Raw genomic sequence first — 1,247 nt, 5'->3', positions numbered from 1 at the left:
ATTCGGGGCTGGAGTTTTTGGCGCTTCCTCACCTTAGCGGGCTGGTTTCGCCGAGGTGATTCATCAGCGTAATCGGGGGCTTGTTCCCGATCGCGCTGTGGGGTCTTACCGTGTTGTAGTCTCCACGCCAAGCCTCCAGCTTTTCCCTCGCATCGGCGAGGCTCATGAACCAGTGCTGGTTCAGGCATTCTGCCCTGAACCGCCCATTGAAGGACTCGATGAAGGCATTGTCTGTCGGCTTTCCGGGCCGTGAGAAATCCAGCGTTACATTGTTTGCATAGGCCCAGAGGTCGAGATCCCGGGAGACGAACTCGGACCCTTGGTCGACCCGGATCGTCTTCGGATAGCCGATCTTGCCGCACACACGGTCGAGCGTGGCAACAACGTCCTCGCCGCGATAGCTGAACCGCGGATCGATGACAGGCGAGTAGCGTGAGTAAATGTCGATCAGCGTCAGTATGCGTATCTTGTGGCCACTCGCCAGCTGGTCGTGCGCAAAGTCCACCGCCCAGGCATCGTGGGAGCCTGTTGCCTCCCTGCGGTCGTCCCGGAGCTTGGCCTTGACCCATCGCTTCGGCGTTTTGTTGCGTAATTGCAGGCCTAGTTCGTTGTAGATCCGTCGAACCTTCTTCATGTTGATTACCCAACCTTCACGCCGCAGCATGACGTAGACGCGCCGATAGCCGTATCGGACACGCGTCTCACAAATCTCCCGGATGCGCAGTTCCAGAGCAGCCTGGTCGCGCCGGCGAGAGGTGTAGCGATAGGATTTCGGATCGAGGACCAGGAGCCCGAAGGCCCGCCGGATCGAGACCGTCCAGTCGTAACACACCTCGTTGACCAGCTTGCGCTTGCGGCCAGGCTTCAAAGCTTTCGCTTGATGACGTCCTGCAAAATCTCGCGGTCGAGGGTGAGATCGGCTACGATCCGCTTGAGCCGGGAGTTCTCCTCCTCGAGCTCCCGCAATCGCTTCATCTCCGACGGCAACAAGCCGCCATACTTGTTTTGCGGGAAATCGCAGTGCGATTTCTATTCCGCTTCACTCCAGTTGAAATACGTGGCCTGGCTGATCCCGGCCTTGCGGCACACCTCCGCGACCGGAATCCCTTCCTCGCCCTGCTTCAGTATGAACGCCTTCTGTGCGTCCGTGAACTTCGATGCCTTCATCGCTTTCGCTCCATCCCAGCCTGGGATCATTACGCGAAAACTCCAGCCTCAAACGAGGGATTTTTCGGGGAGCAGGTCAC

1 pseudogene is annotated in these 1,247 nt (G+C 58.6%); it reads right to left on the bottom strand.

The features are described from left to right. Positions 1 to 28: 28 nt before the first annotated feature. Positions 29 to 1,167 (bottom strand): annotated as a pseudogene (locus Q1K31_RS16605) (IS3 family transposase). Positions 1,168 to 1,247: the final 80 nt, after the last annotated feature.

The organism is Henriciella sp., from assembly GCF_029936995.1.
Lineage (GTDB): Bacteria > Pseudomonadota > Alphaproteobacteria > Caulobacterales > Hyphomonadaceae > Henriciella.
Note: the sequence above shows the minus strand (reverse complement) of the source record. Positions and strands in the feature narration are given on the sequence as shown.